Origin of the sequence: Bradyrhizobium symbiodeficiens (assembly GCF_002266465.3) — a bacterium.
GTDB lineage: Bacteria > Pseudomonadota > Alphaproteobacteria > Rhizobiales > Xanthobacteraceae > Bradyrhizobium > Bradyrhizobium symbiodeficiens.
Genome location: NZ_CP029427.2, coordinates 5,118,348 through 5,140,811, shown reverse-complemented (window position 1 = coordinate 5,140,811; position 22,464 = coordinate 5,118,348). Strand labels below are relative to the sequence as shown.

Sequence of the window (22,464 nt, the reverse complement as noted above, 5' to 3'; positions counted from 1 at the left end):
ATCAAGTTCGGATCGCCCCTTCCGCCGTGTCGGGAACGTGGCATGGGCGGGGGGCCTTGCCGAAGCGGGACATTGACGGCGCCGGGGTAGCTGATCTACCCGGGGGCTTATGCGTGTTTTTGCCACCGGTGCGAGCGGTTTTCTGGGCTCCTATCTCGTTGCGGACCTCGTGGCGCGGGGGCACGAGGTGGCCGTCCAGCTGCGGCCGGCAAGTTCCTATTGGCGCCTCGCGCAGCTCCATGACCGGCTGCACGTGATCCCGGGCAGTCTGGAGCATCCGGATGGGCTGCGCGGAGCGCTGGGGGCGTTCGCGCCGGAGGCGGTCGTGCACATGGCCTGGCGTGGTGTCGCAGGCAGCGATCGCAACAGCCCGGTCCAGGCCGTCAACGTGGCCGACACGGTGGGCCTCGCCGAGATCGCGGCCGAAGCCGGCGCCAGGATCTTCGTCGGAGCCGGATCGCAGGCGGAGTACGGCCCCTATGATCGCGCGATCCGGGAGGACGACGTGCCACGGCCGACGACGTTATACGGCATGGCCAAGCTCGCGGCCGGATCGATGGCGATGCGCCTGTGCGAGGAGCGGGGCCTGCGTGCCGCCTGGCTCAGGATTTTCTCGACCTACGGCCCGAAAGATGCCGATCATTGGCTGATTCCGAGCACGATCCGGAACTTGCGCTCCGGCCACCATATGGCGCTGACGGCCTGCGAGCAGCGCTGGGGATTTCTGCACGCGCGCGATGCCGCGAGCGCTTTCCGGCTGGCGATCACGCACGAAGCGGCGAGCGGCATCTTCAATGTCGGCAGCGCCGACGCCCCGCCGTTGCGCGAGACGGTGACGCGGTTGCGCGATCTCGTAGACCCCGGCGCCGCTCTCGGCTTCGGCGAGTTGGCGTATCGGCCCGATCAGGTTATGGTCCTGGCCGCGGACGTTTCGCGCATGCTTGCCTTGGGCTGGAAGCCCGAAGTGCCGTTGGATGAGGGACTACGCGAGACGGTAGAGTGGCATGACGCGACAAAATCTTCCTGAGCCGAAAGAATTCGCGCGACGGATTCGTGCGCACGCGTTGCGCATGGTGCATGCCGCGAAGGCGTCCCATATCGGCGGCTGCCTCTCGATGGCGGACATCCTGGCGGTGCTCTACACGCGGATCCTGCGCGTCGATCCCGCTGAGCCGCAAAGCCCGAGCCGCGACCGCTTCGTGCTCAGCAAGGGCCACGCCACGGCGATCATGTACGCAACGCTTGCCGAATGCGGTTTCTTTTCCCTCACCGAGCTCGACTCCTATTGCCGCGACGGGTCGATCTTCACCGGGCATGTCAGCCACGCCGTGCCCGGCGTCGAGGTTTCGACCGGCTCGCTCGGCCATGGCCTGCCGATCGCGATCGGCATGGCGCTGGCCGCACGCCATGCAGGCGCAGGCAGTCGCGTGTTCTGCCTGCTCAGCGACGGTGAATGCGACGAGGGCTCGAACTGGGAGGGCATCCTGTTCGCGCCGCATCACAAGCTCGACAATCTCTGCGTCATCGTCGACTTCAACAAGATCCAGAGTTTCGGCTCGGTCGCCGAGGTGTTGAACCTGGATCCGTTTGCCGAGAAATGGCAAGCGTTCGGCTGGCAGGTCGAGGAGATCGACGGCCACGACCTCGCTGCGCTCGAGCGTGTGCTGAGCGGCGTGCCGGCCGCATCGGGCCGGCCGACCGTCGTGATCGCCCACACCGTCAAGGGCAAAGGCGTGAGCTTCATGGAGAACAAGCTCGAATGGCATTATCGCTCGCCATCGGATGAGCTGCTCGCGCAGGCGCTGGCCGAGGTCGGCGCATGAGGACGACGTTCATCGAGAGCCTGTCGCAGGCCGCAAGCGAAAATCCCGACGTCTGGCTGCTCTGCGGCGATCTCGGCTACTCCGTGCTGGAGCCTTTCGCGGCGAAGTTTCCCGATCGCTATCTCAATGTCGGCGTTGCCGAGCAGAACATGGCGGGGATCGCCGCCGGAATTGCGCTGTCGGGCAAGACCGTCTTCATCTACTCGATCGGCAATTTCCCCACGTTGCGCTGCCTCGAGCAACTTCGCAACGACGTCTGCTACCACGGTGCTGACGTCAAGGTCGTGGCGGTGGGCGCAGGCTATGCCTATGGCAGCCAGGGCTACACCCACCACGCGCTGGAGGATGCGGGGATCATGTCGATGCTGCCGGGCATCGAGGTGTTCGTGCCGTGCGATCCCATGGAGGTACGGGCTGCAACGCGTCTGATCGCAACCAGCGGCAGGCCGTCTTACTTGCGGCTCAGCCGTCAGGGGGAGCCGAATCTCGGCGCCGCCGTGACCGATCTGCGCAAGCCCAGGGTTTTGCGTGACGGACGGGATGTCGTCATCCTCGCGTCGGGGCCGATTGCCTCCCGCGCGCTGGAGGCCGCCGGCGAACTCGCCGGGCGGGGCCGTGCCGTCGGTGTCGTCAGCGTCTCCTGCCTGAAGCCGCTCGACGAAGCCGCGATCCGCGACGCCGTGCGCGACGCCTCGCTCGTCGTGACGCTCGAAGAGCACATCTTGCGCGGCGGCTTGTTCAGCCTGGTAGCTGGCCTATTCGCCGGCGATCCGCGGCGACCGCCGGTCACAGGCCTCGGCATTCCGGAGCAGGGTGGCAAGACCTCGAGCGCGGGGTCGCGCGAGGCGCTGCTCGATGCCGCCGGTCTCTCGGCTCAGGCGATCGTCGCGCGAATAGAGCAATCGCTGGCGAAGTGCTGACGCGCCTGCGCGTCACGGGCCGGGCGGCGATAAGGGGTCGAAATTGACGCGCTCGCGCTCGAAGACTACTGGCTTCTCGCGCACCTGTCCGTAGATCGCGAGAACGTACTCGCCGATCATGCCCATGAAGAACAGCTGTACGCCACCGAAGAAGAACATGGCGACGATCAGTGTGAGGATGCCGGGTTCGGCGAGCTTCTGATAAAGTACCAGGCCGATGATGAAGTTGACGATCGCGTATGCGATGCTCACGGCCGAGATCAGAAAGCCCGCGAGCAGGCCGAATCGGACTGGCGCGGTGGTGAAGGACACCAGCCCGTTGAGGCCCTGATCGATCAGCGCGCTGGCGCGGTTCTTGGAAAATCCCTTCTTGCGCTCGCGCCAGGTGTAGGGCACGCCGACCATGCGACCGCCGCATTCGAACGTCATCATTCGCATGAACGGATAGGCGTCACGGACGTGACGCATGGCCTCGACAACACGCCTGTCGACAAGTTGGAAGTCACCGACTCCTGGAGGCACCTTGAGCTCGGAGAACCGGGTCAGCACGCGGTAGTAAGTGTTGCGGAGCCCGCGCATCAGACGGCTTTCCTCGCGCGCGGCGCGGATCCCATAGACGATCTCGTAGCCGGCTTCCCACAGCTTGACGAATTCAGGAAGCAATTCGGGTGGATCCTGAAGGTCCGCCGGCATGAACAGCAGGACGGCGTCGCCGCGCGAGGCCATCACGCCGTTGTAGGTGTTGCGGAGCGGTCCGAAGTTGCGCGCATTGACGATGATCTTTACCGCCGGGTCCCGCGCTGCGATCTCGCGCAGGATCTCCATGGTGCGATCGTCGGAGGCGTTGTCGCAGAAGATGTGCTCGCGCTGATAGCCCTGGAGCTCGCCGTCGAAGATCTTCCGGATTGCCTCGTAGCAATCCCTGACGTTGAGCTCTTCATTGTAACAGGGCGTGATGACGCTGATTGTTTTCACGTTCGCATCTCTGAAGCAGGGCAAATGGTCATCGCGGCGTGTCGGCGCCGTAGACGGCGGATTTGTGGTAGTATCTGGCGATGCAGTCGTTCGGCAATCTGTCGGCGTTGGCCGTCACATCGGCGGTCATCAGCAGAGACGGCGTCCATTTGTGCCGGGGAAGCACGACAACCGGTTCGGGGCTCGTCGTCAGGAGGGCATGCCGATCGGCGCTCTCCCGCCAATAGGGATACAGGTCCTGCCATTGCGCGCGCAGCTGGAACGCCGTTGAGCTCAGGCTGAGCGAGACGATCGTGAGCAGCGCCAGGCTCGCGGGCATCCCGACCGGACCGAGCAGGCCACGAAACGCGCCCGCCGCAAACCGTTCGCGCAATTGCCGGCTGTAGGCACCGACGACCAGCCTGACGCCCAGAGTCGATCCGAACAGCAGCAGGATGAGCGCCTGGTTCTGCGCCCGCTCGATCAGCCGCATGCCCGTCGCATATCGATGAGCGAAATACTCGAAGTAACAGCACGCCAGGCAGATCGCGATCGTGCCGAGAGCCAGCATCTTGCCTCTTTGCGGCGCTGGTTGCGTCGCTTGAGGTTCGGCCAGTGCGATCAGGCCGACGGCGGCGAGCCAGGCGACGACGGCAGGTTCTCTAAGGAAGCGGCCGAGACCGGCGAGCGAATCGACCAGTGCTTGAACAACCGACCACGTCACATGCCCGCCGTTCGGGAGTTGCTCCATGCGCGTGCTGTTGCCGCCGGCCGAGACAACAATGATCCATCCGATTGCAATGGCGGTCGCGATCAGGAGGTGCTGCGCGATCTGGCGCTGTTGGCCGAGGAGATGGCGCGCGCCCAGCGAGGCCGACACGATCAGCAGCAGCCATGCCCCGGTAAATTCGTTGCACAGCGCAGCAGCGAAGCCGCCCAGGGCCATCGCGAGGCTGAGCGGCCACGAGAAGCCGGATTCCCCGTCAAGCGCCCGAACGCACTCCCCGAGGATCAGGATGGTGATCAAGGCCGGCGGGACGTAACAGGTCACGGCCGAGAGCCAGTACAGCAGATCGCGCACGCTCGGTGCGGCACTGACCACGGCGCTCGCGAATGCGAGCGTGAGGAAAACCAACTGGAGGGCGGCAGTGCGGGGCCAGGCCCGGACCATGGCGAGGGCCGTGGCGGCCAGGAACAACGCCGCGCTCGCAGCCATCGTCAGTGAATAGGCAGACAGCAAGCTGACACCCGTCGCGGCCGATATCGCCGGCGGAAGCTGAGTCAGCCACAATGCCAGGATCCGGCCCGACTGCGTATGATAGAAGATCGACACGGTGTGGACGAAGCCGTGACGCACATACAGTTCCGCGAAGCAGAAGTCGTCATGTTCAGGCGCGCTAAGCGACGTGAGTGCAAACAGACACAACAGAAAAATTGCAGGAAACAGGCTGCACAGCGTCCAGCCGATCCAGGACCGGCGATCGGCGTGGGGACGCGCTGCCAGTGGAATAACACCTTGATTGTACACGCAAAGCCCCCTCCGATCCGGGGCAGATTAAAGACAACCCGTCAAGGTCGCAATGTTCAATTCCAGCTGTTGCAAGTGGCTGCGTGTGCCGCGCCGTCGGAATCGCTGGAGCATGATCCCGAAAAGTGTGCAGCGGTTTTCCGAAAAGATCATGCCCAAACAACAACCTAAAGCGCGATGACGATTCACCCTGATTTCATTGCGCTTTAGAACTCCCGCCGTTTCAGCCAGGCCCGCGTAGACCAGTGGGCAAAACACCAGGCCGACCTGATCGGGGAGAGGTGCTCGACATCGCGGTAGATCCGCCAGACCCATTTGGCCGAACGTGCCGGCCGGCTGGAGACCGAGGAGCCCCTGACGCGATAGCGCGCGAGATCCTCGTTGAGGCCGTAAGCGGTGTGACCGCGCTTGAGGATCGAGAGCCATAGACAGAAATCATCGTAGCCCTCGTTCTTCATCGCGATGGGGCCGGCGATCTCGCGGTCGACCATTGCGGTCAGCGTCGCGATCGCGGTGTTCTCCAGGAGCTGGCCATAGGTGAGCGAGGCCGGCACCTCGATCAGCCGTCCGGTGACGGTGTTGGTCTCGTTGATGCGGCGGAAGGCGGTGTAGCTGAGGGCGGCCTGCCTTGCCCTCGCGAAGGCAAGCTGCCGCTCCAGCTTCTCGGGCAGCCACAGATCGTCGCTGTCGAGGAAGGCGAGATAGCGGCCCTGCGCTGCGTCGATCGACGCCTGGCGCGCTAGCGCCGGCCCGCCGTTCTTCGGCATCCGGATCAGCTTGACGCGCGGGTCGCGCTCGCCGATGCCGGCGATGATCGCCGGCGTCCGGTCGGTCGAGCAGTCGTCCGCGATCAGGAGCTCCCAATCGGCGAAGGTCTGGTTCTGCACCGAGTGGATCGTCTCCTCGATCAGGCCTTCGACATTCCAGGACGGCGTGATGATCGAGACGAGCGGCATGATGGGTCCGTTCAGTTCACGCCGGCCGGCTCGGCGACGGCCGCGCGCAGGGAGGCCGCAAAAATGTCGAGCAGCTTGGGATCGCTGATATAGAGCTCGCCCGGATATGACTGACGCCAGGCAGACTCGAAATAGGGCGCGCCTTTGGCCGGATCGAACGGCCCGGCGGAGAGTGCCTCGCGCAGGCGCGCGGGCACATCGGCCAGACGATCGACGGCATACACCAGCGGGCACGAGCGGTAGAACGCATCGCCCATCACCACGACCGGCTTGCCGAGCAGCAGCGCCTCGGCGCCCGATTTGCTGTTGACGGAGATGACCGCATCGGCGCGATTGAGCACGGTGTAATTGTTGGTCTGCGGCGGCAGCAGCACGAAATTGTCGAACCGGCGCGCGAGCTCGAACAGCCGGGAGGCCGCGATCGCGCCGATCTGGGCGGGATGCTCCTTCACCACGAGCACATGCGAATCCGGGATCGTGCGCAGCAGGAAGTCGACGGTCGCGACTTGGTCGAGATAGTCCGGCGAGCGCAGCGTCAGCGCCATGTCGGCCGGAACGTGAAACGGATAATAGACGAAGGGCGCCTCGGGGATCGGCTTATAGAGCGTGCGCAGCCGCGTCGCGTTGAGCGCCATCGCGGCATGGACCCGGGCGTGGCGCAGATTGTGCCCGAACTCCTGGTGCTTGCCGAGCGCGAACTGGTCCCACAGCTTTTCGGTGAGGCGGCGTGCGTTGCGCAAATTGACGACTTTCTTGAAGGCCGCGGAATAATGGTGCTGATCCTTCTTGGGAATGACGATCGCGCGCTGCCTCAGCGTGTCGTCGAGATAGGCGCGCACTTCCGACGAGACGGCGTCCGCCGGCGTCGACATCACGTCGGGTGCACCGAGGGTGTCAGGCGTGAAGTACATCCGGCCGCGAAAAAACGAGGGCTCGATGAACCAGTTGCGGATGTCGCGGCGCCTGGCGGCGTAAAAGCTCGCGAGTACCGAGAGGAAGCCGCCGAGCTCCTGCACCAGCTCGGCGCGCTTGCCTTGCCGCTCCAGCCGGTCGAGCACTGTCTCCATCGCATTGGCATAGATCATGAAGCGCCGGCGCAGTGCCGCGGTGTCGCGGATGCCGAAAGTGAAGCGCTCATGACTGAATAGGAAATTGGTTCCGTCGAGCCCGTAGGCCGCAACCCGCGTGTCGAAAGCCGTGCGGTCGTCGGGCGAGGGGGCGGCCTTGAGGCCCTCGCGATACATGTTCGTGACCGGAATGCCTTCGGCCGTCGACATCTCCGCGCTGCGATCGTCGAAGGCGAGCAACTCGACGTCATGGCCTGCCGCGCGCAGCCGTTGCGCAACCGGAATCCAGAACCGGGTCTGGTATTCGGCGAGCGTGGTGATGAGAATGGTCTTTGCGGGTGTGGCCATGGCTCTATCGGGCGGGTTCGATCGCAATACTTGCGAGGGGCAAGCCCGTCACCGCGCAATGCGCGCGTCTTGCCGTAAATTGAGACGGGCTCGCCTGATCGTGAGTGGCGATGCGTTGAAGCAGGGTCTGGACGAAGGGCGGTGCGATTCGCTTGTCGCGCCGGGCGGGATTGAACTGGCTGCGCAGCCGCTCCGTGACGGCGGAGCCGAGCGCGGCGCTGGCGGCTCCTTTGACAATCTGGCCAAGGCTCGGCCTGGCACGCGTTCCCTTCACGGTCGCGAGCAGCGAGACGTAAGGTCGGCGCGAACGCGTCGCACGGGTCAGGACTTCGGCGACACGTTCGGCGGCTTGTCCGTCGTTGAGATGGAAGAATGCCTCGATATCGGCGGCGTGAACGCGAGCGAAATCGAAGGTCTCGGTCTCGCGCTCGATGTGGTCGATCGCGTCGAGCAGCTCGTCGAACGAGGCGACCCGCCGGCTCACGCGCGCCGGCAGCGCGGCATGGCCGGCCGTGGTCGGCGTGTTCAGATATTCGAGCTGCAGCGGCAGCTTTCCCAACAAGACCGATTCGACGGCCGTCCCGCAGTTGAGATGGATCACCGCGGTTGCATTGCGGATGCGGTCGAGCACGCTGCCGCTGCCGTCGATCAGGACGTTGGCGTGGCGCGAAAGGGCGTTACGATAGACGTCATCGCTCTCGAAGGGGTGCGGACGCACCAGAATGTTTCGGTCGGGCCGCGCAGCGGCGAGCCGGTCGATCTCGACGAGATAATTGGCGAAGACCTGCTTCAGGTCGGCGATGAAGCGATCGACATAGGCGCCGTCCCAACCGGCCCGCACCATCGCTTCGCGCTCGCCGCCCGGCTTGCCGGTGAAGCGCGAATTGACCAGCGGAAAGTTGGCGTTGACGAGCAGATAGCCGTGCGGCTCTCCGTCGAGCAGCGCGCGCCAGTGCGGGGCCGCGAAATCGAAGCGCGGGCATCCGGTGAGGTGAAGCTGCTCCGGCTTCATGGTTCCGGCCGCGAGGAAGGCCTCGTACAGCCGGCTCCCCCAGAAGAAATAGCCCGCCAGGATATCGGCGTAGCCGCTGCCCTTGATGTGAGCGGCCATCGCAGGAGGCGAGTTGCCGCCTTTCTCCGCGAGCACGCCGCCCTCGGTGTCAAGCACGTACAGGGCGAGGCCCGCTCCGGCAAAGCTGCGCATCAGGTCGAGATTGACGGGACGCGCGTAGTTGACGACCAGCGCGTCCAGCCCCAGTCGCGGGACATCGACGGCCTGCTCGTACATCGGCACCAGTGCGACGGAGACGCCGCGCCGCGCGAGTTGATAACCGAGCATGACTGCCCCCGGCAGGTCACGCTTGGGGTGATCGACCACCAGGCCTATACGCAAGATGTGAGCTCCCGGCAGGTCCGTGTCAGAGCCGCATCACGGTGCGCTCGAGCTCCGTCAGCGCACCGACCGCGCGGAAGCGCGCCGGCGGTTCGGGAAAGATGCGCGGCTGCTGGATGTAGGTTGCCGTGTACAGCAGGCGGCTGTGATCCGACTGGATCCTGCTTCCCATGTGCAGGCAGCGCGCCGTGTTGACGATGAAGGACGACAGGCGGGGCGCGATCATCTCCTTGACGGCGTCGGGACCGGTCTTGGCAAAAACCTGCGTATCGCTCATGTGGCTCTTGAGCGAGTTGCGGAACGCCTTTGACGGCCCGGCCGGGATGAAGGTGAACGGGCCATCGGCAGTGTCCTGCACGTCGGTCAGATAGATGAAGAGCTTGCAGACGCGCTTGTCGTCGTGATCGAGATGCCACAACTGGGAGAAGCTCAACGCCTGGTTCGGCGTGGGTTGAGACAATGTCAGCACCACGTCCGACAATTGCGGCAGGTCGTGCATGAAGTCGCCGATGATGCGCAGTGCAGCCGGCTGCAGGGCGTAGCGGACGAACGGATGATCGGTGGCAAACGCACCGTTGACGAGGTCCTCGTCCAGCAGGCTGACCCAGAAAGATTTGTGCCCTTCCTTCTGCCGGCCGACCAGCTCCTGGAGGCGGTTCACCTTGCCGTCCGCGAACGACGCGACGGCTTCCGCGAGTCCGCGGTCCACGATCGAGGAGACGTCGACGTAGCCGTCTGTCTCCAGCTTGCGGCTGGCCTCGGCCCACTCGGGTTTGGTCGGAAGCTGCTTGAGCAACGCGATCCGTTTGGCACGAGCCGGCAGTTGCAGGCTGGTCAGGGCAGCCTTCAGTACCCATCCGAGATCGGTGCGGTTGACGTGCCACAGAAGGCGGCGGAACTGGCTGATCTTCGCCTTCTTCGGGGCAGGCCGATCAGCCGTCGTATCGACGGTTGTCATGTGGGCTCCCAGCAATACAAAAAACCATCATTGTGGATCGTCGGCGCGAACGGCATGCGTTCGCGCGCCAAGATGCGGACGCGGCCCTGCCGCTCGTAATCGTCGAGCGTCGAGAACAGCTGCGTCTGGTAGTCCACCGACCGGATGTAGAGGAAGCTGACCATGTCTCGCGGACTTGCGAGATTCAGAAGCTCCGTCGTCGGCTCGATGTTGATGACGCGCTTGGGCTTCGCCGCAATGATGTTGTCCACCACCTTGTGCACGTCGTAGGGAATTTGCTCGATGCAGAAGTAGGTAAAAACGACCTGGTCCCTGATCGCGGCGTAGCTGGGGTCGTTGCCGTCGGTCAGGTCGATCCTGTCGAGCGCTATCCGGTCCGACAGCCCATAATGCGCCGCGATCTCGCGGCCGGCAGCGATGCCGTTCGGCGCGATGTCGAACCCGCGTAGCCGCCAATCGGGATGGTTGAGGTGAAGCGACAGAAGGTTGATGCCACAGCCGGCGCCAAGCTCGACGATCTCGGTGGCGCCGCCGGTGTGCCGCGCCAGCAATTCGCCGAGCGCCCTGGCGCGATAGCGATAATAGTCGTCGGCCGCGACCCTGCAAATCTGATTGTCGACCTTGCGAAGACCCAGCGCGGGGTTCTTCGGAATCAGGAAGTCCTGGATGCTTGCGGCCTTCGCCCAGTTCTTTTCCGACAGCGTCCGCTGCCAGTGCAGCAGATTGTATTCGGAATCGACGATGTCGGCCGTGCGTTTCACGCGGCGCATCGCAAGACGGCCGATACTCCTGACCGCGTCCAGAGCATAGGTCGTCGCCCGGTCCGACAACGATGCCGGAGCAAAACCCGTGATGACGGCCTTCGTGTCTGTCGCGTGGATGTTCATTCAACTGCTTCTGGATGTCAGTCCCATCAGTTGTCCGACGGCTGGAAATACAGTCCGGTGCCGCTTTTCGAGCACGAGGAAGTATTGGAGCGTCCAGGTGATCAGACAGAAAGCCATGGAACCAAGGGCGAGCTTTAGCACGCTGTCGAACCGAATGTAACCTGCAATTGCCGCTAGAAAAATGCTTGCCAGGACTAGGATTGCGAACTGGGTTCCGATGACCTTCGCGAAGCGATTGCGGTCGAGCTCGAGTGCGCCGCGCAACGCTTCCAGCTGCAAGGGCAGGATGAGCATACTACCGATCACCTGGCCGAGGATCAGGGCGCGTTCCGCGAACAGGTGCAATGTCGCGGCCGAGACCACCGCCCAGATCAGGAGCTGAACGGCGATCAGCCGGTTGAGCCTGGCCTGCACCTCCGGCCGCGTCATGAAGATCAGGCTGCCGATCGCGACGTATTGGGCGCAGATCGGGACCAGGAAGCTCAGGCCCATCCAGAACGCGTAGGGCGCGAGAAGGGGGCCGATCCAGATGTTCATGATCTCCGGCGAAAGGATCGCGGTCGCAGCCAGCGGCGGCACCACGAACATCGGCATCATGACGAGGCCGAGGTCGCCGAGGCGCTGGAACGAGGTCGCGCTGCCGCGCTCGTCGAGGCGGCTGGCGACGGGAAGCAGGGCGGATGTCAGAAGGCTGACGACGACCTTGGAAACCCGCGACAACCGCACCAGCGCGTCGTAGGTGCCGACCGCCTTGGGACCGAACAGCAATCCGATCAGGAACGGCTGAAGCGGTCCGGAAATGCCGCCCATCAGTTTGCCCTGCAGGAGCAGCAGGCAGCGGTGCAGAATATCCTGCCGGATGTCCGGGGTCCACGGCAGCAATCGCACGTGCTTGTGCCGCAGGGCCACGAACGCGGCAATTCCAATGACGACGGCGCGGGCCACCAGCGTGGCGAGATAGATATAGGCGACCACTTCAAAGCCTGCCGCCGCCCACGAGGCTGCGAATGTCAGGCCGACATAGGCCGCCGTTGACGTGACCTCCGCAACGCGGAGCAGGTTGTAGCGCTCGAAGCCCTTGACGGTGCCTTCCCACACCAGTGCCGGAACGAAGATTAGATTCGCGAGGGCCGTGTAGTGCATGATCCGCGTGAACGTCTCCACATGTGCGGCGTCGACCTTCATTACGATGACGAACAGTGGCGTCGCGAACCATATGACGGCGCTCAGCATCAAGGTGAGAGCGAAGGAGACCGCCCCCAGGAAAGCGAGCTGGCGACTGGCCTGTGTCCAATTGCGGTGCTCGCGCGCGCGGGCGACGACCTGGGTGGCGACCTCGGACAGACCGAGGTCGAGCACCGCCATCATGCCGCTGGGAAGCAGCAGCCGCGAGATGACGATGAGGCCGAACTCGGTCACCCCCCAGGTCCCGATGATCAATGGAATGACCGCAAGACCCAGCAGGGCGGCCACGCCGAAGGCCAGCGCCGAAATCACCGTGTTCTGGATCAGGCGCTTGATCATTGATGTCTTGCTACCAGGCGCTCAGGCCGCCGTCGACGGCGACGTTCTGCCCAGTCACGTAGGACGCGGCATCCGACACCAGGAACAGCATCGTCCCCACCATCTCGTCAGCGCGAGCCATGCGGCCGAGCGGGATACGGGCACCATAGCGCGCCTTGAAGGTCTCGTTCTGTCCGCTCTCGACCCCGCCGGGGGTGAGGGTATTGACGCGAACGCCCTTCGCCGCCCAGTAGGTCGCCAGGTGCTTGGTCAGGCCGATGACGCCGGCTTTGGACGCGGTGTAGACCGCGGGCGTGTTGATGGCGCGGCCGAGATATTCGGAGCCTTCGTAGATGCGCTGGTCGGGCGCCATCAGGCCGTAGATCGAGGCGGTCTGCACGATAGCGCCGTAGCCACGCTCGGCCATTTGGCCGCCAAATACCTGCGCGACGTTGAACATGCCGTCGAGATTGACCGCCATGATCTCTCGCCATGTGTCCAGCGAGAATTTTTCGACCGGTGCAAAGAAGGCGTCGACATCGCCGGTCTTGCTCGCGGCGTTGTTGAGCAGGATCGAGACCGGTCCGAGGTCCGCTTCGATCGCATCGGCCGTGTTGCGGACGGAGCTTGGCTCGGTGATGTCGCAGCCATAGCCTTTGGCGCGCGCGGCATGGCGTGAGGCGACGTCGGCTGCCGCAGCATCGGTCGCGGCCTGATCGAGATCGACGATCGCGACGTTGGCGCCAAACTCGGCAAGGCCCTCGGCGAAGCGGCGTCCGAGGATGCCGCATCCCCCGGTGACGACGGCGGTTCGGCCGGTCAGATCGAACAGGGCCTTGAAGCTCGTGGTCATCGTTTGGGCCTCCTCAGGCCGGCAGTCGTTGGCGCAGCAACAGTTCGACCAACGCAAAATCGAGATCGGAATCGATGTCGATCGAGCGTTCTTCCGGCATTTCGAACAGGCGCGTGTCCGGATAGAACACCGCAGGCTGCTCCAGGAACGGCGCGACGCGCCAGACATAGATCGACGCGTTCATGTCGAAGCAGCGCGGCGCATCCTGACGGCGGGTGATTGGAGGATCGGCAGTTTTGGAGAGGCCGACGCTGCCATCGGTGCGCTGCTCGACCAGATTGAAATAGGGCGAGCGTCGCGCCGGTGCCCCCGTAATGACATTGCGTGTGCCGCTCTCGCGCAGCAGCGCGACCGCATCGGTGATGTCGGACGCCAGCCTGAGCGGCGAGGTGACGTCGAGATCGACGAAGATCTCCGGCGTGCGGCCCGTTTGCGCGATGGCCCGCTCGAGACAGTGGCGGATTGCCGGAAGCTTCGGTGCTGTGTCGGTCGCCATCTCGTCGGGACGCTTAACCGCGATGTCGGCACCGGCTTTGAGGGCCGCGTCGAGCAGCGCGTCCGAATCGCTGCTGAACGCGATTGCATCGAACAGGCCGGTCTCGCGTGCCTGCGCGATGCTCCAGGCCAGCACGGGTTTGCCCAGCAGATCGCGCGCATTCTTGCCGACGACCCCTTTCGAGCCGCCGCGTGCGCAGATGGTGCAGAGGAGACTCATGGCGATATCCAGGTCTTGGTGCGCAGAGCACGCTCGCTGGCATCGATCAGATGCACGACGCCGAGCGCCTCGGGCAGCGAGCAGGCCGGGCTCGCGCCACGTATCGCCGCGACATGCATGTCGCGATAGCTCTGGTCGCGGTCGCTGGGGATCTCCGTTGCCTTGCCGTTGATCGCAAGACGGCTGCCGACGAGATCGGCCTCGATGGTGTCGTCGTCGACATTGACGCGAATGCGGCGGATGCCCTGCCGGTCGAGATAGTCCATGTGGACGTGGACCGATGGCGCGCGCTGCATATCGAGCAGCAGGTCGAGATGGTCGTCGACGTCGATGTCGCGCGCGCCGGACGCACCGCCGAGCGCTGCGACGCGATGCCACGGACCGAACAGCCACAGCAGATAGTCCAGTTCGTGGCTGAGATCCCGCAGCACACCACCTCCGGCATCGACTGTGGCGGATGCGGTCGCGCGATGATCGCGGCCGGGTCGCCAGTCCCTGATGTCCTGGCCGACATAGGCCGCGACCGTGATCACATCGCGCCCGCGCAGTTTCTCGGCCAGCGCCGTCATCACGGGGTGGAAGCGCAGATTGTATCCGACGCTGACATGGGCAAACGGATATTTCGGCGGAGGCATCGGTGTCGCGAACAGCGGCTTTTCGACAAGGACTTTGCCATCGAAGCCGGCCTGCGCGAGCTCTTTCAGATCTTCCGCATGGCGCGCAGTCTCGGTGGCGATCACTACGTAGTCCGGATGCGCCGTCGCGACGGCCTGCGTGATCGATCCGTAGTCGCCGCCTTCGCGGCGGCTGACGGTCGCGACCTCGAGGCCGAGCTCGCGCAGAACGCGCGCATGCCTCGTGCCGATTGAGCCGAGACCAACCACGACGGCTTTTGTCGAAGTCACGGGAAGACCTCGTGAAACTCCGCATGCGCCTGCTCGAAATCCTCCAGGCGGCCGATATCGAGCCAGTATTCGCGAATGGGATAGACCGCAACCCGCCCCTTGTCGGCGATGACGCGCTCCAGCACGGTCGGCATGTCGATGCTGACGCCGGGCGTGACACGGCTGAAGACGGACTGGCCGATCACGTAGATGCCGGCACTGACGAACCAGCTCTCAGTCGGCTTCTCGCGGATGGCATCGAGAAAACCGTCCGACGTGGAAACCACGCCATAGGGGACGTGGACCTTGTGCTCGCGCACCACCATCGTCGCTTCCGCCGGAGTTGCGTTATGGAAGTCGAGGAGGGCGCCGTAGTTGATCGTGGTGAGGATGTCGCCGTTGGTGACGATCATGGGCAGGGCCGGCGGGGCCCGGAAGAGTCCGAGCGCGCCTGCAGTCCCCAGCCGTTCCGTTTCGTGGACGTACTGGATATTGGCGCCGAAGGCGGTGCCATCGCCAAAGTAATCCTTGATCATCTGGGCCTTGTAGTTGACCGAGATGAAGATGTTGCCAAAACCCTGCTGCACGACGTTGCGGACGATGGTCTCGAGCAGCGGCCGGCCGCCGACATTGAGCATCGGCTTCGGCAGGTCGCGTGTCAGCGCGCCCAGGCGTTCGCCGAGGCCGCCTGCCATGATCAGGACAGGGTTCGGATAGTGTGCCGGTTCGAGCAGTTCGTCGAGCGTCTCGACCACGACCAGATGGCCGCTCTCGTCGACAAGCGGAAGCTGCTTGATCGACTTCTGCCGCATCAGCTGCAGGCGATCCTCGCGTGGCAGTGTCGCTGGAGCCGACACCGCCGCACGGTTCATGATGTCGGTCGCAAGTCCGGTGAGAGGGATGCCGCGCAGCAGGCCGCGCCTCACGTCACCGTCGGTGACCACGCCGAGCAGGCGGTTCTGGTCGTCGAGTACGAGCGCAATCTGGATGCTTCCGCTCTCGATGGCAGCAATGGCCTCGCCCACAGTCGCCTGCGTTCCAACGACGGCCTTACGCCAGGATTTCATGGCAATCTGCCTCGTATACGCCAGATATTGGGGGCGGCCCACGGCTGAGCCTGCTATATCGCGGCTGCGAGAGGCGGCGTCAACCCCAACGGCATCCTCCTGAACAGCCCCGTTAACCCAGGCATTTCGCGGTCCGAATCAACAGTTTGGAGACCCGCGATCCCCCCGCTAAGATTGCCCCGCGAAGGGGAGCAGCGATGGACGATCTCATCATCATAGGCGGCGGCGAGCACGCCTTCATGGTCTGCGAGGCGGCGCTGTTGTCCGGCCAGTTCAAGGTCGTCGGCTTCCTCGATCGCCAGCCCGGAACGCTCGGTGACATCAGCTATCTCGGAACCGACGACGCCGCGTCGGAGTATCCGAATGCCGCCTTCGTGATGGGAATCGGATCGATGCAGGCGGGGCCCGCACGCCGGCAGATGATCGGCCGAATACAGGTCAAGCGCTGGGCGTCCGTGGTTCATCCGCGTGCGATCGTCTCGCCGTCGGCCACGATCGGCGCTGGCACCGTCATCATGCCGGGCGCAATCGTCAACGCGCGAAGCCGGGTCGGCGATCACTGCATCGTCAATTCAGCTGTCGTCGTCGAGCATGACGTGCGGATCGGCGATTGCACGCATCTGTCGCCTGGAACCGTGATCGGCGGCGGCGCGAAGATCGGCGAGAACTGCTTCGTCGGTCTCGGCAGCCGGGTCAGGGACCACATCGTGATCGGCAACGATACGCTGGTCGCAATGGGATCGGTGGTCACGGCTCCATGCCCGGCAGGTGCCGTCCTTCGCGGCGTTCCGGCAAAGCCGCAAGGCTAAAGCGGATCGTCAGGCTCGAGCGCGCGGGGCGCGGCCGTTCCGACCAGCGACCAGTAGTCGATCGGCGGCCGGCCGGTGCCCGGTCGCTTGGCGGTGATGTCGGCGGGGCCGATGGTCTCGCCGGCCTCGAGCGCGCGCGCCGCAACGATGCTCTTGCGCGCCACAGGGACATTCCTGATCTCGGAGTCCTTCGGCGCCTTCACGCCGTCGCCAAGCGCGCGTTCGACGTTGCGGATGGCGACGACCATGCGCTTGAAATCGTCAGGCTCCAGCGAGGCCGCGTGGTCGGGGCCTTGCGCCTTGCGATCGAGCGTCAGGTGCTTTTCGATGATCGTCGCGCCGAGCGCGACGGCGGCCACCGAAACCTCGAAACCGTCGGTGTGATCGGAATAGCCGACCGGAAGCTGGAATGCGGATCGCATCGTCGCCATTGCAGCGAGGTTCACGTCGCCGACGGGGCAGGGATACTCAGTCGTGCAATGGAGCAGGCTGACGTGCTGTGCGAGCGCCGTGCGCCCTGCCGGATCGCGCCACGCCGCGCGGAAGGCGGCAATGCCGGGTGTCCCGCAGGGTGGGCCGTAGCCATGGGCGAGCACGCCCAGCGCCTCCTCGATCTCGCCGAGCGTTGCCATGCCGGTCGACAGGATCAGCGTCGCGCCGGCCCTCGCCGCCGCATGAAGCAGCGGCGCGTTGGTGAGGTCGCCAGATCCGATCTTGATGCGCGGCAGCTTCAGTGACAGCAGGAAGGCGAGCGAAGCGTCGTCGAACGGCGTCGACAGGAATTCGATGCCGCGTTCTCTGGCACGTTCGATCAGCGTGTGATGCGCAGCCTGCGGCAACTCCAGCCGTTTCAGCATGGCGAGCTGACTTTCATCAGCGGCCGTCGTGCGCTGCTGATAGTCCGCCTTCTTCGCAGCGTTGCCGGCCAATGCCTTCGCGTTGAAGGTCTGGAATTTGACGATGTCGGCGCCAGCGTCGGCGGCCGCCTCGACGAGGGCCAATGCCTTGTCCAGGCTTCCGTCGTGATTGACGCCGGCTTCCGCGATGATCAGCGTGTGCGTGGTCATACCTGCGCCCCACCTGGAGGAAGCTCGTAAAAGCCCTTGACCAGAAGCGGCCTGAAATCCGGGATGCCGGCGATGATCTCGGCAAATCGTCGGCTGGATTCGCCGTCGCCGTAAGGGTTGACGGCGGCTTGACGGCCGCGCGCGAGCCCCGCCGCAATGGCGGTGGCAATGGCCCCGCGCTCGGGCGCAGCGTGAAACACCGAGGCCGCACGCTCGCGTCCCTTCTGGCGGTCGCCGATATCGACCGTGGGAACGCCGAAGGAGGGCGCTTCGAGCAGGCCGCTCGAGGAGTTGCCGATCACCAAGTCCACCTGGCTCATCAGGCTGAGATAGCGAAGTTGCCCGAGCGAGGCGACCGCGATCGTGTTCGGCCGGCTGGCCGCGAAAGCCTCGATCCCTGCGTTCAAGGCGCGGCCCTCGGCGTCGGCGTTGGCAAGTGTGAACACGAAACGAAAGGCGGGATCGAGCGTCGACAGGGCGGCGAATAATTCATCCAGCTCAGCCACCGAGCGTCCGGCTTCGACCGTGACGGGGTGAAAAGTGATGAGCGCATTGCGTTCGCCGAGCGGTATCCCGATCGCACCGCCGATGTCGTCGCGATTCATCAGATCGAGATGCTTGATGGCGTCGATGCCGACCGAGCCGATGGTGTGAATGCGGGACGGATGCTCGCCAAGCTGCATCAATCGTCGCGTCGAGCCTTGATTGCTGGTGAAATGCAGGTGCGACATCTTGCTGATGGCGTGGCGGGTCGATTCGTCGACCGCGCCCTCGGTGACGTCACCGCCGAACAGATGCGCCATCGGCAGCCGCATGAACATGGCGGCCTGTGCAGCTGCAAACATCTCGAAACGGTCGCCGAGCACGACGACGAGATCCGGTTGCAGGCGTGTGAAGGTATCGGCAAAGCCGATGACACCAAGGCCGACGGATTTTGCGACTCCGGCGCCGGTGTCGCTGCTCAGCAGCGTCTCGACGCGCGCGTCGACCTCGAATCCCTCGTCGCGGATCGCGTTGAAAGTGTAGCCGAACTCCGGCGCGAAATGCATGCCGGTGGCGACGAGTTGTAGTGTCAGGCCGGGCGTTGCCCGGATCGCGCGCATCGGCCAGACGAGCAGCCCGAAATCGGCGCGGCTGCCGGTGACGAAGCAGATCTTGCGCGCACCATTATTCATCGCGGGACCTGATGCTGGCGCTGCTGGGCAGGTTGATCAGTCTGCGTTCGATGGCTTCGGCGGTGGAAAGATCGCCGCGAGGGCTTTGCGCGAACATCGGCAGCCTGTGCATCAAGGTCCAGGCCGGACGCGCGCCGAAGCCGGCGTCGTTGAGCGCGGCGAGGACGTCGTCGCGGCGGCCGGCATTTTCCTCGTCAAGCAGGATCGCATTCAGCCAGTAATTGCTCGTGGTGTCCTTCGGCTCGTGCGAAAAATGGACGCCGGGCACATCCGCAAAGGCGCGCTGATAGGCTGCGGCCAATTTGCGCTTGTTCGCCAGGAAGCCGTCGAGCTGCTCGAGTTGGGCGCAGCCGAGTGCCGCGTTCAAGTTCGGCAGGCGGTAGTTGAAGCCGATCTCGTCGTGGACGAAGGCCCATTTATGCGGCAGCTTTGCCGTCGTCGTCAGGTGCTTGGCGCGGCGGCCAAGCTCCTCGTCATTGGTCAGGATTGCGCCGCCGCCGCCGGTGGTGACGATCTTGTTGCCGTTGAAGCTGAGTGCTGCAAGGCGTGCCTGCGATCCGACCGGGTGGCCCTTGTAGGTTGATCCGAGCGATTCCGCGGCGTCTTCGACCAGCGCGATGTTCCAATCCTTCGCAAGTGCTGCGATCTCGTCGAGCTCGACGGGATGCCCGAACGTGTGCATCGGGGTGATCGCTGCGATGCGGCGGCCGGTCTCGCGGTTGATGGTGCCGGTCGCGGTCTTTTGTGCGATTGCATCGAGGCGCGTCGCGAGCGCGCGCGCGTCCATGCCGAGTGTTTCGAGTGAGCTGTCGACGAAATGAGGGGTCGCGCCGCAATAGGCGATTGCGTTCGTCGTCGCGATGAAGGTCAGTGCCGGCGAAATGACCTCGTCGCCGGGCTCGACTCCGGCGAGGATGAAGCAGGCATGCAGCGCGGCCGTGCCATTGACGACGGCAACCGCGCGCCTGGCGCCGGTGACCTCCTCGAGCATGCGCTCGAACCGATCGACGAAGGGACCGACTGAGGAAACGAAGGTGCTCTTGATGCACTCTTCGAGATAGGCGATCTCGTTGCCGGCGAACACCGGCTCGTGCAGGCCGAGGATGCCGTTCGGCGTTCCCACTGCACGCCGCACGGCATCGACGATCGTCTTTTGGTCGAAGCCTGACCTCGTCACGTGACTGTCCACCATCGGCTCAGACATTGTACACGTCCGCCTTGTAGCGGCCGAGGTTTGCAGGATTGGTGAACCAGTTCACCGTCTTGACCATGCCGCGGCGCATGCCCTCGATGCCGCCGAATTCCGGCCTCCAGCCGAGCTGCTGGCGTGCCTTGGAATTGTCGGCCCAAAGCCGCTCGACCTCGCTATTGGCGGGGCGCAGCCGCGCCTCGTCGGTCTCGATTTCGATCGCCGTTCCCATGACGTCCGCGATCATCTGCGCGGTCGCGCCGACCGAAATCTCGAACCCGCTGCCGAGATTGATGGTCTGGCCGACGACTTGCTCCGCAGGTGCGGTGAGGCCCGCGATCAGGCCGCGCGCGGTGTCGGTGACGAACGAGAAATCGCGCGTCGGGCTGACGGCGCCGAGGCGGATCCTGCGCTTGCCGGTCGCGATCTGGCTGATGATCGTCGGGATCACCGCCCGCGCCGATTGCCGCGGGCCAAAGGTGTTGAAGGGGCGGATCACCACGACGGGCATGTCGAACGAAGCCTGGAATGACAGCGCCATCTGGTCGGAGGCGATTTTCGAGGCCGAGTAGGGGGACTGCCCGACCAGCGGATGGCTCTCCTTGATCGGAACCGTCTGCGCCGTGCCGTAGACCTCGCTGGTCGAGGTCTGAACGAAGCGCCGCACCCCGGCCATGCGCGCGGCCTGGAGCACGTTCACGGTGCCGCGCACATTGGTCTCGACATAGGAATCGGGCGCGACATAGGAGAAGGGGATGGCGATCAGCGCCGCCAGATGCAGCACGTCGGTGCAGCCGCTCGCGGCCGCGATCATGAAATGGGGGTCGCGGATGTCGCCAGCCGCCACCTCCACCGACGTCATGATCTCGGCCGGTATCGTGTCGAGCCAGCCCCAGGAGTTGAAGGAGTTGTAATAGACGACTGCCTTGACCCGTGCGCCGGCCCTGACCAGTTCCTCGACGACATGCGAGCCGATGAAGCCGTCGCTGCCGGTCACGAGGACGCGGGCATCCTTCAGATCTTCCATGTCGGACCCCAACGCGATTAGCTCAGTCATCGCAATAGGATGGCGCTATAGCACACTGGCGGTTGCGTGCAACAGAGCACCGCTCGGCTTTGGCCAAATGCCCGGGGATGCAGCACTTTTGGGCGCGACTCTAGGCGTCTCCGGCCGGGACAAGGCGTTGCTTCACGAACGTCTCCAGATTTCCGCCCTTGAACAAATGGCCAGCAAGGCCCGCGGCCTCCGCCGCTTCCATGTCGCTTTCCTTGTCCCCGATCACCATGCTGCGTGTCATGTCGACGGGGAAGCGCATGACGAGATCGGTGATCATGCCCGGCGCCGGCTTGCGGCGGTCGCTGATGCGGCAATAACGCGCGACGGTTCCGTCGGGGTGATCAGGGCAATATTCGAATGCATCGATATGCGCGCCGATCAACGCCATCTGGTCCGCCATCCAGCGGTGCAGCGAGACCACGTGATGCTCCTCGTAATAGCCGCGTGCGACGCCGGATTGATTGGTGATGACGAAGGCAAAATAGCCGGCATCGTTGACGGCTTTCACGGCCGCGCGTGCCCCCTCGATCCATTCGAGCTTGTGCGTCTCGAACGTGTATCCGGAATCGTGGTTGAGCACGCCGTCGCGATCGAAGAACACGGCCGGCCGCCTCAACTGCCGGCGCAATTCGCGATCGGCGCGCGCGAAGTCATCGGGAATGCCGATGTCGATGAAGTAACCGCGATAGGCCGTGCCACGCAGCGCGCCGGACCTGGCAAGGCCGGGGAATATCTCCTGCTCGAGCGAAGCGGGAAGCGTCGCGATGTCGTCGAGAACGGATTTGTCGATGACGTAGATGCCGGCATTGACCGGGCCCGTAGCGCCCGCACCCGGGGCGATGAAATCGCGCACGATGTCACCATCGAGCACGACGCGCCCGTAGCGATCTCCGACGACGCCGTCACGCAGCGCCATGTGCACGCGCCCGTCATGCGCGCGGGCGATCAGGTCGAGCAGGTTGAAGTCGAACAGGGAGTCTCCATTGAGCAGCAGAAAGCGATCGTGCAGCAGATCGCGCGCATGAACGAGCGCGCCGGCGGTGCCGAGCGGCTCGGTCTCGCGCGACACGACGATTCGCGGCCGCCCCCGGACGGCCGCGGCGTAGTGTGTCTCGACGATCTCCGCCTTGTGGCCCGCGAGCAGGAGAATTTCATCGAACACGCCATAGCGCACCAGCTCGTCGATCAGTGTATCGAGAAACGGCCGTCCGCCGACGTCGAGCATCGGCTTTGGAACCTGCTTCGTGCGCTCACCCAACCGGGTACCCAGCCCACCGACGAGGATCGCGGCCTGTCTCAGCATGAGGTGCC

21 protein-coding genes are annotated in these 22,464 nt (G+C 64.6%); 4 read left to right on the top strand and 17 right to left on the bottom strand.

Going from position 1 to position 22,464, the window contains the following annotated elements:
* Nucleotides 1–109: 109 nt before the first annotated feature.
* The 3 genes from CIT39_RS24185 to CIT39_RS24175 are packed head-to-tail and all read left to right on the top strand — an operon-like array spanning nt 110 to nt 2,743.
* Complete coding sequence (locus CIT39_RS24185; protein WP_094972550.1) at nt 110–1,027, top strand: NAD-dependent epimerase/dehydratase family protein; 918 nt, start codon at nt 110–112, stop codon at nt 1,025–1,027.
* Between the two features lie 43 nt (nt 1,028–1,070).
* Nucleotides 1,071–1,823 carry a transketolase gene (locus CIT39_RS24180; protein ID WP_244607444.1) on the top strand — a complete coding sequence of 251 codons (753 nt, stop codon included), beginning with the start codon at nt 1,071–1,073 and terminating at the stop codon, nt 1,821–1,823.
* Complete coding sequence (locus CIT39_RS24175) at nt 1,820–2,743, top strand: transketolase family protein (RefSeq protein ID WP_094972548.1); 924 nt, start codon at nt 1,820–1,822, stop codon at nt 2,741–2,743. Before CIT39_RS24180 ends, CIT39_RS24175 begins: the two co-directional genes overlap by 4 nt.
* Before the next feature lie 12 nt (nt 2,744–2,755).
* Here the strand turns inward: CIT39_RS24175 and CIT39_RS24170 are convergent, their stop codons facing one another.
* The 12 genes from CIT39_RS24170 to CIT39_RS24115 all read right to left on the bottom strand — a co-directional run bounded on the left by CIT39_RS24170 (nt 2,756) and on the right by CIT39_RS24115 (nt 15,856).
* Nucleotides 2,756–3,718, bottom strand: coding sequence for a glycosyltransferase family 2 protein (locus CIT39_RS24170; RefSeq protein ID WP_109853915.1), 963 nt, complete (start codon nt 3,716–3,718; stop codon nt 2,756–2,758).
* Nucleotides 3,719–3,746: 28 nt separating this feature from the next.
* Nucleotides 3,747–5,225 carry a DUF6056 family protein gene (locus CIT39_RS24165; RefSeq protein ID WP_094972477.1) on the bottom strand — a complete coding sequence of 493 codons (1,479 nt, stop codon included), beginning with the start codon at nt 5,223–5,225 and terminating at the stop codon, nt 3,747–3,749.
* A gap of 206 nt (nt 5,226–5,431) precedes the next feature.
* Complete coding sequence (locus CIT39_RS24160; RefSeq protein ID WP_094972476.1) at nt 5,432–6,181, bottom strand: glycosyltransferase family 2 protein; 750 nt, start codon at nt 6,179–6,181, stop codon at nt 5,432–5,434.
* An 11-nt stretch (nt 6,182–6,192) separates the two neighbouring features.
* Nucleotides 6,193–7,596 (bottom strand): capsular polysaccharide export protein, LipB/KpsS family, encoded by a 1,404-nt coding sequence (locus tag CIT39_RS24155; protein ID WP_094972475.1) that lies wholly within the window; start codon nt 7,594–7,596, stop codon nt 6,193–6,195.
* A gap of 4 nt (nt 7,597–7,600) precedes the next feature.
* The gene (locus CIT39_RS24150; RefSeq protein ID WP_162308653.1) at nt 7,601–8,989 is read right to left on the bottom strand and encodes a surface carbohydrate biosynthesis protein; all 1,389 of its coding nucleotides are present in this window, start codon (nt 8,987–8,989) and stop codon (nt 7,601–7,603) included.
* A gap of 25 nt (nt 8,990–9,014) precedes the next feature.
* On the bottom strand, nt 9,015–9,947 hold the full coding sequence (locus tag CIT39_RS24145) for a hypothetical protein (RefSeq protein ID WP_094972473.1): 933 nt from the start codon (nt 9,945–9,947) through the stop codon (nt 9,015–9,017).
* Nucleotides 9,944–10,834: a class I SAM-dependent methyltransferase gene (locus tag CIT39_RS24140; protein WP_094972472.1), complete on the bottom strand. Its 891-nt coding sequence runs from the start codon at nt 10,832–10,834 to the stop codon at nt 9,944–9,946. Before CIT39_RS24140 ends, CIT39_RS24145 begins: the two co-directional genes overlap by 4 nt.
* Nucleotides 10,835–12,358, bottom strand: coding sequence for an MATE family efflux transporter (locus CIT39_RS24135; protein WP_094972471.1), 1,524 nt, complete (start codon nt 12,356–12,358; stop codon nt 10,835–10,837).
* 10 nt (nt 12,359–12,368) lie between these two features.
* Nucleotides 12,369–13,190: an SDR family oxidoreductase gene (locus tag CIT39_RS24130; RefSeq protein WP_094972470.1), complete on the bottom strand. Its 822-nt coding sequence runs from the start codon at nt 13,188–13,190 to the stop codon at nt 12,369–12,371.
* A gap of 13 nt (nt 13,191–13,203) precedes the next feature.
* Nucleotides 13,204–13,905 carry an acylneuraminate cytidylyltransferase family protein gene (locus tag CIT39_RS24125; RefSeq protein WP_094972469.1) on the bottom strand — a complete coding sequence of 234 codons (702 nt, stop codon included), beginning with the start codon at nt 13,903–13,905 and terminating at the stop codon, nt 13,204–13,206.
* Nucleotides 13,902–14,810 (bottom strand): Gfo/Idh/MocA family protein, encoded by a 909-nt coding sequence (locus CIT39_RS24120; protein WP_094972468.1) that lies wholly within the window; start codon nt 14,808–14,810, stop codon nt 13,902–13,904. The genes CIT39_RS24125 and CIT39_RS24120 overlap by 4 nt, the downstream gene beginning before the upstream one ends.
* The gene (locus CIT39_RS24115; protein ID WP_162308652.1) at nt 14,807–15,856 is read right to left on the bottom strand and encodes a nucleotidyltransferase family protein; all 1,050 of its coding nucleotides are present in this window, start codon (nt 15,854–15,856) and stop codon (nt 14,807–14,809) included. The genes CIT39_RS24120 and CIT39_RS24115 overlap by 4 nt, the downstream gene beginning before the upstream one ends.
* Nucleotides 15,857–16,053: 197 nt before the next feature.
* Here CIT39_RS24115 and CIT39_RS24110 point away from each other — a divergent pair, with 197 nt between their 5' ends.
* Nucleotides 16,054–16,665, top strand: coding sequence for an acetyltransferase (locus tag CIT39_RS24110; RefSeq protein WP_094972466.1), 612 nt, complete (start codon nt 16,054–16,056; stop codon nt 16,663–16,665).
* Here the strand turns inward: CIT39_RS24110 and neuB are convergent.
* The 5 genes from neuB to CIT39_RS24085 all read right to left on the bottom strand — a co-directional run bounded on the left by neuB (nt 16,662) and on the right by CIT39_RS24085 (nt 22,456).
* Complete coding sequence (neuB, locus tag CIT39_RS24105) at nt 16,662–17,732, bottom strand: N-acetylneuraminate synthase (RefSeq protein ID WP_094972465.1); 1,071 nt, start codon at nt 17,730–17,732, stop codon at nt 16,662–16,664. The genes CIT39_RS24110 and neuB overlap by 4 nt on opposite strands.
* The gene (gene neuC, locus CIT39_RS24100) at nt 17,729–18,907 is read right to left on the bottom strand and encodes a UDP-N-acetylglucosamine 2-epimerase (protein WP_094972464.1); all 1,179 of its coding nucleotides are present in this window, start codon (nt 18,905–18,907) and stop codon (nt 17,729–17,731) included. The genes neuB and neuC overlap by 4 nt, the downstream gene beginning before the upstream one ends.
* Nucleotides 18,900–20,111 carry a LegC family aminotransferase gene (locus CIT39_RS24095; protein WP_094972463.1) on the bottom strand — a complete coding sequence of 404 codons (1,212 nt, stop codon included), beginning with the start codon at nt 20,109–20,111 and terminating at the stop codon, nt 18,900–18,902. The genes neuC and CIT39_RS24095 overlap by 8 nt, the downstream gene beginning before the upstream one ends.
* On the bottom strand, nt 20,104–21,123 hold the full coding sequence (locus CIT39_RS24090) for an NAD-dependent 4,6-dehydratase LegB (protein ID WP_094972462.1): 1,020 nt from the start codon (nt 21,121–21,123) through the stop codon (nt 20,104–20,106). Before CIT39_RS24090 ends, CIT39_RS24095 begins: the two co-directional genes overlap by 8 nt.
* Nucleotides 21,124–21,253: 130 nt before the next feature.
* Nucleotides 21,254–22,456, bottom strand: coding sequence for an HAD-IIIA family hydrolase (locus tag CIT39_RS24085; protein ID WP_094972461.1), 1,203 nt, complete (start codon nt 22,454–22,456; stop codon nt 21,254–21,256).
* Nucleotides 22,457–22,464 lie beyond the last annotated feature (8 nt).

Bases quoted from the DNA above. Each gene is read 5' to 3' on its own strand.
- CIT39_RS24185 (WP_094972550.1), top strand. From the start codon at position 110: ATGCGTGTTTTTGCCACCGGTGCGAGCGGTTTTCTGGGCTCCTATCTC.
- CIT39_RS24180 (WP_244607444.1), top strand. From the start codon at position 1,071: ATGGTGCATGCCGCGAAGGCGTCCCATATCGGCGGCTGCCTCTCGATG.
- CIT39_RS24175 (WP_094972548.1), top strand. From the start codon at position 1,820: ATGAGGACGACGTTCATCGAGAGCCTGTCGCAGGCCGCAAGCGAAAAT.
- CIT39_RS24160 (WP_094972476.1), bottom strand. From the start codon at position 6,181: ATGCCGCTCGTCTCGATCATCACGCCGTCCTGGAATGTCGAAGGCCTG.
- CIT39_RS24155 (WP_094972475.1), bottom strand. From the start codon at position 7,596: ATGGCCACACCCGCAAAGACCATTCTCATCACCACGCTCGCCGAATAC.
- CIT39_RS24145 (WP_094972473.1), bottom strand. From the start codon at position 9,947: ATGACAACCGTCGATACGACGGCTGATCGGCCTGCCCCGAAGAAGGCG.
- CIT39_RS24140 (WP_094972472.1), bottom strand. From the start codon at position 10,834: ATGAACATCCACGCGACAGACACGAAGGCCGTCATCACGGGTTTTGCT.
- CIT39_RS24135 (WP_094972471.1), bottom strand. From the start codon at position 12,358: ATGATCAAGCGCCTGATCCAGAACACGGTGATTTCGGCGCTGGCCTTC.
- CIT39_RS24130 (WP_094972470.1), bottom strand. From the start codon at position 13,190: ATGACCACGAGCTTCAAGGCCCTGTTCGATCTGACCGGCCGAACCGCC.
- CIT39_RS24125 (WP_094972469.1), bottom strand. From the start codon at position 13,905: ATGAGTCTCCTCTGCACCATCTGCGCACGCGGCGGCTCGAAAGGGGTC.
- CIT39_RS24115 (WP_162308652.1), bottom strand. From the start codon at position 15,856: ATGAAATCCTGGCGTAAGGCCGTCGTTGGAACGCAGGCGACTGTGGGC.
- CIT39_RS24110 (WP_094972466.1), top strand. From the start codon at position 16,054: ATGGACGATCTCATCATCATAGGCGGCGGCGAGCACGCCTTCATGGTC.
- neuB (WP_094972465.1), bottom strand. From the start codon at position 17,732: ATGACCACGCACACGCTGATCATCGCGGAAGCCGGCGTCAATCACGAC.
- neuC (WP_094972464.1), bottom strand. From the start codon at position 18,907: ATGAATAATGGTGCGCGCAAGATCTGCTTCGTCACCGGCAGCCGCGCC.
- CIT39_RS24095 (WP_094972463.1), bottom strand. From the start codon at position 20,111: ATGTCTGAGCCGATGGTGGACAGTCACGTGACGAGGTCAGGCTTCGAC.
- CIT39_RS24090 (WP_094972462.1), bottom strand. From the start codon at position 21,123: ATGGAAGATCTGAAGGATGCCCGCGTCCTCGTGACCGGCAGCGACGGC.
- CIT39_RS24085 (WP_094972461.1), bottom strand. From the start codon at position 22,456: ATGCTGAGACAGGCCGCGATCCTCGTCGGTGGGCTGGGTACCCGGTTG.